The 5168-nt window shown below is 64.2% G+C and carries 5 protein-coding genes; 2 read left to right on the top strand and 3 right to left on the bottom strand.

Annotated features, from left to right (window positions below; all coding sequences use genetic code 11):
* On the top strand, nt 1-1575 hold a 1575-nt coding region (locus tag EN994_RS17045; protein ID WP_245466041.1), incomplete at its 5' end, for an OmpA family protein.
* 306 nt (nt 1576-1881) lie between these two features.
* Complete coding sequence (locus EN994_RS17040) at nt 1882-2397, top strand: TIGR00645 family protein (protein WP_013530171.1); 516 nt, start codon at nt 1882-1884, stop codon at nt 2395-2397.
* A gap of 126 nt (nt 2398-2523) precedes the next feature.
* Here EN994_RS17040 and EN994_RS17035 read toward each other — a convergent pair whose 3' ends face one another.
* From EN994_RS17035 to EN994_RS17025, 3 genes are all read right to left on the bottom strand, one after another.
* Nucleotides 2524-3390 carry an NAD(P)-dependent oxidoreductase gene (locus EN994_RS17035; RefSeq protein ID WP_013530170.1) on the bottom strand — a complete coding sequence of 289 codons (867 nt, stop codon included), beginning with the start codon at nt 3388-3390 and terminating at the stop codon, nt 2524-2526.
* 110 nt (nt 3391-3500) lie between these two features.
* Nucleotides 3501-4127 carry a helix-turn-helix transcriptional regulator gene (locus EN994_RS17030; RefSeq protein ID WP_063168767.1) on the bottom strand — a complete coding sequence of 209 codons (627 nt, stop codon included), beginning with the start codon at nt 4125-4127 and terminating at the stop codon, nt 3501-3503.
* A gap of 8 nt (nt 4128-4135) precedes the next feature.
* A complete protein-coding gene (locus EN994_RS17025; RefSeq protein ID WP_063168768.1) occupies nt 4136-5008 on the bottom strand; it encodes a S1C family serine protease in 873 nt (290 codons plus the stop codon).
* Nucleotides 5009-5168 lie beyond the last annotated feature (160 nt).

Raw genomic sequence — 5168 nt, 5'->3', positions numbered from 1 at the left:
GCCAAACAGGCAGCGCCCGCAGGACAACGGCTGCCGCGCAAGAAGAAGCGTGATCAGCAGCAGCAGACCGAGCAGACGCCGGCCGAACAGGTCGCGCCGGCCAACGACAATCAGCCCGGCGAGCAGGCCCAGCCGCGCAAGAAGAACAGGCAGGATCAGCAAGCCCAACCTGAAGTCGCCCCGACGCCGAAGGAAGCTCCCGCTGGAGAGGCGACGGCCCCTGCCGGCGAGCAGCCGGCGGCCCAAGGCGAGCAGCCCCAGGACACGACGAAGAAGCACGGCAGGAAACCTGTTGGCGAGCAGCCGGCGACGGCCGAACAACCCACCACCGGCGAACAACCGGCCAATGGTCAGACGGCAGCACCGGCACAGGGCGAAAACCCGGTGCAAGGCGAAGCACCGGCCGATCCAAACGCCGCTCCCATCCTGGACAGCCAGAAGGACGTCGAGCGCAGGGGCGGCGGCCGCAAACGTGGCGACAAGAATGCTCAGCAGGATGGCGAGCAGCAGAATGGCGGGCAAAATGCCCAGCAAGGTGGCGATCAGGGCCGCAAGCCGGTGGCTGCTCCCGTCGACCAGGGTCCGCCGCCCACCGACGACAGGGCCGCACAGCAGGAGATCAAGCCCGAGAAGATCGTCCCGGTGACCGAGGAGAAGGGCACGCGCGTAGAGCGTGCGCCCGATGAGATCGCCCGCGATCGTCGGCGTCCGAAAGGCGTCGACGTCGTCAGGAAACTCGGCGATCGCGTCATCCTACAGTTCAACAACCAGACATTTGTCCAGAGCAATGACGCCCCGCGCGTCACCCGCGGTGCCAAAGAAGTCTACTATGAGGATCTGTCGGGCGATCGCACCCGGGAAATCGTCGAGCGTGACAACGGTGTCCGGATCGTCACCATCCGCAACCGCTATGGCGACGTTATCCAGCGTTCGCGCATCGCGCCGGATGGACGCGAATATGTGCTGAGCTATGTCGACGAGCGGCACTATCAAGATGACAGCGACTGGCGTGATCCCGGCGACGACCTGCCGCCGATGCGGCTGACCATCCCGCGCCGGGAATACATTCTCGATTCCGAGGACGTCGAGAGCCCCGATGACTACTACGAGTTCCTCGAACAGCCCCCGGTCGAGAAGGTCCAGCGCCTCTATTCGATCGACGAGGTCAAGCGTTCGGCCCGCGTGCGCGACATCGCACGTCGCGTCGATCTCGACACGCTCAACTTCGAATTCGGTTCGGCCTCCATCTCCGACACCGAGGTGCAGAAGCTCGAGGGCGTAGCGACGGCCATGGAGAAGCTGTTGAAGAAGAACCCGGCCGAGACCTTCCTGATCGAAGGTCACACCGACGCGGTCGGCACACCGGAGGCTAACCTCGCTCTTTCCGATCGCCGTGCGGAAGCGGTGGCGGAGGCTCTGACCAATGCCTTCGGCATCCCGCCGGAAAACCTGACGACACAGGGCTATGGCGAGGAGTATCTGAAGGTCAACACGGCGGCGCCCAACCGCGAGAACCGCCGCGTCGCCATCCGCCGCATCACCTCGCTGGTGGCACCGGTCGCCAGCAACAATTAGGTCATGATTTCAAAATCATGACCCGGTTTGTGGAATCGGCAAGAGAAGCATCCACCCCCGGCACAGCCGGGGGTGGATGGATGTGCGGGGTTCAACAAGAATTGTACGGGCGTTAGACACGGCTCATTGAATCGCGAGCGCAGCCACCCCAGATTCGGTGCTGGGCGTTCCCTGCCCCGTCCCGACTCCAGCGGGACGCATTGAGCCCCGCCGGACTTTGTTCGGCGGGGTTTTTTGTCTTGCAAACGGTGGCGGCCTCGTCGAATACGGCCATTGTCTGAGAGATCAACCCGCCGGAATCATCCCATGAAGCGTCTCGAACTCGCCATCGAATCGATCATTCTCGCTTCACGCTGGCTGCTCGTCGTTTTCTATATAGGCCTGGCCCTGGCATTGGCCGTCTATGCGCTGTCCTTCGGCAAGAAGCTCTATGAGTTCATTAGCCTGGCGTTCACGCTCGGTGACACCGACACCATCCTGAAGATGCTCGGCTTGATCGATGCCGCGCTGGTTGCCTCGCTGGTGGTGATGGTCATCATCTCGGGCTACGAGAATTTCGTCAGCCGCTTCGACGACCAGGACGGCGGTGTGCACTGGCTGGGCACCATCGATGTCGGTTCGCTGAAGGTCAAGGTTGCCTCGACCATCGTCGCCATCTCGTCGATCCACCTCTTGCAGGTGTTCTTGAACTCATCGTCCTACACGACCGACCAGTTGATGTGGCTGACCATCATCCATCTCGCCTTCGTCGTCTCGGCGCTCATGCTCGCCTATATCGACCGGCTGATGGGCCTGAGCAAAGGCAAGAAGGACGAGGCGTGAGCCTGCGCCCGCCGGACGTTGAATCAATCCCGCAGGAACGATGCCCTACCGCCTTGTTCGAGCAGGGCTTTCCCTGCGGGTGGCGAAGGGCTTGGCTCGACGCCCGTCGCGTCAAAACAAAGAGCTCTAGTAAATATTCCTGATCTTGCTGTCCGTGCGGGCAAACACCTCGTCGGGGACAAAAAAGTCGCCGGCCAGCGGCCCGGTCGCATCAGGCGCATAGATCGAGAAATCGCTGACGCCCTCGGCGCGCAGCACCTCTTCGTCGATGTAGAAGTTGCCAGTCGCTTCGCGCGCCGGCCGCATAAAGATGGCATGCGCAGCATCGGCCATGATGTCGGGCAAACGGCTCATTGCCGCCACCGTCGCGCCGCCCAGCAGATTGCGCACGGCTGCCGTGTCGATGGTCGAAATCGGCCACAGTGAATTGACGGCGATGCCGTCCTTGGCGAACTCGGCGCTCATGCCCAGCGTGCACATCGACATGCCGAACTTGGCCATCGTGTAGGCGACATGGTTCTTGAACCACTTGGCCTTCATGTCGAGCGGCGGTGCCAGATTCAGGATGTGAGGATTGCTGGCCAACTTCAGGTGCGGAATGCACATTTTGGACACCAGGAAGGTGCCGCGCGTGTTGATCTGATGCATCAGGTCGTAGCGCTTCATGTCGGTTTCCAGCGTGCCGGTGAGCTGGATGGCGCTGGCATTGTTGACGCAGATATCGATGCCGCCGAACTTTTCCACGGTCCTGGCGACCGCCTCGGCCACCTGTGCCTCTTCACGGATGTCGCACAGCACGGGCAGCGCCTTGCCGCCGGCCTGCTCGATCTCTTCTGCCGCGCTATAGATTGTGCCGGGCAGCTTCGGATGCGGTTCGGCGGTTTTGGCCGCGATCGTCACATTGGCGCCGTCGCGCGCCGCGCGCAGCGCGATCGCCAGCCCGATGCCGCGCGATCCGCCGGAGATGAACAGCGTCTTTCCCTTGAGCGACATTTCCTTGCGCCTCCCTTGCAACACGTCAGACGCGAAGCTTTGCGCGGCGGGCGACCACAGCGCAAGACCCGACACGCCGGACACCGCGTTACGCAGCGTAGGGTTTATGACTAAACCAGCACCAGCCCCTGCCGCATCGCAGTGGCAATCGCGTCGGTGCGGTTGGCGGCACCGAGCTTGATCAGGATTGCGGCGACATGGAACTTCGCGGTGTGCACGGAAATGTTCAGCCGCCGCGCGATCACCTTGTTGGGTGCGCCCTCGGCCAGCAGCGCCAGCACTTCCGCCTCGCGCGGCGACAGCGAAGGACGGACGGCATGCTCGTCGGAGGCTTCATCTTCGAACGGCTCGCCATCGCCAGTATGGAAATCCTCATGGCGTCCGGTTCTGCGCTCGCCCGATACCCGATAGCCGGCCGCCGCCAGCCGCGCCGCCGCAGCGATCAACAAATCGTCCGCGCCCGTTTGGAGGACGGCCAACACCTCGCCCGCGGGCCGTTCGCCAGCGCGTCCCGATAGCAGAACCCGGGGAATGGCGGCCGGCACGGCACCGCCGCTGCTGTCGTCAACGATGGCGACGTCAGCCCTGCCGGCCACCACCGGCAGCAGGTCATCGCTCGCGGCCAGCGAGGCCGCCAAGCGCTCGGCGCGCGACGCATCGCCAAGCGCAATCAGCACCACCAGCCGCCGCGAGACGGCACCGTCATGCATGATCCGGTCGCTGGTGAGCGTGTCCATCACTCCTCTCAGGAAAGCGGCTTTTCGCCGATGGTCAGCCCGACATCGCGCTGTTCGCCGCCGCGCACCACGCCGAGCGTCACCGAAGCGCCCGCACTGTCTGGTCCGAGCCTGCGGATCAGGTCGCGCGGGCCATGCACCGCCTCACCGTTCCACGCCACGATGATATCGCCGAGAGAGAGACCGGCGGCCTTGGCGGGACCATCGTCATCGAGGCTCATCACCATCGCGCCATGCGCGTCGCGGTCGCGTACCGGATGCAGGCCGGCGCCGAGATAACCGCGCGCGACATGGCCCTTTTCGCGCAGCGTCGCAACCGCCCGCTCGATCGTCTCGTAAGGCATGACCAGCGCCCGGTGGCGCGGCCCGAACAGCAGCATGCCGATCAGCGCACCCTTGGCGTCGAGAACCGGGCCGCCCTCGAAACGGCCGCCGGCACCGACGGCCAGATTGATGCGCCGGTCGATGGTGCCGCCGCGCATCGAGCGCCAGGCCGGACCGACTTCGCCTACCGAGCCCGAAACGGCCAGAGCCGACCCGTTGCTATTGCCGATGGCGATGGCAATGTTGCCTGGCCGCACCGCGTCAGCCCTGGCCAACGGCACGGCGTTGATGGCCGTAGCCGGCTTCAGCAGGGCAACGCCAGTCGACGGATCGCGGCCGACCAGTTCTGCCTTCACCGCCTCACCCGAGGCCAGCGTCAGTTCGATCTCCTCGCCGGCCTCGACAGCCTCCTCGGCGGTGACGAAATAACCGTCACGCCAGTGGAAGGCGCTTGCCGTGCGGTGATGATGCGTGGCGAAGCCAGCCGTTGCCGCTGCCGCCTGGGCGGCGAGATCGGCGATGGCTTGCGAAAACGCACTCAGATTGAAATCGCTCATATTGGTCTCCTGGGTTCATCCATGCCCCAGATATCGCTCGACAGCGCGTTCAGAGGTACTCGCCTGAAGGCTAGTTGCCGGTTTGACTGGCCATCTGGTCAGGTCGCGGCGGTTCCAGCCGCTCCGCACATATAGTTCGTGTCGCCCCAAAGTGCTCAGC

The sequence above is a fragment of the Mesorhizobium sp. M7A.F.Ca.CA.002.09.1.1 genome (assembly GCF_003998555.1).
GTDB classification, from domain to species: Bacteria; Pseudomonadota; Alphaproteobacteria; order Rhizobiales; family Rhizobiaceae; genus Mesorhizobium; species Mesorhizobium ciceri.
This window is presented reverse-complemented; position numbering and strand designations above follow the sequence as displayed.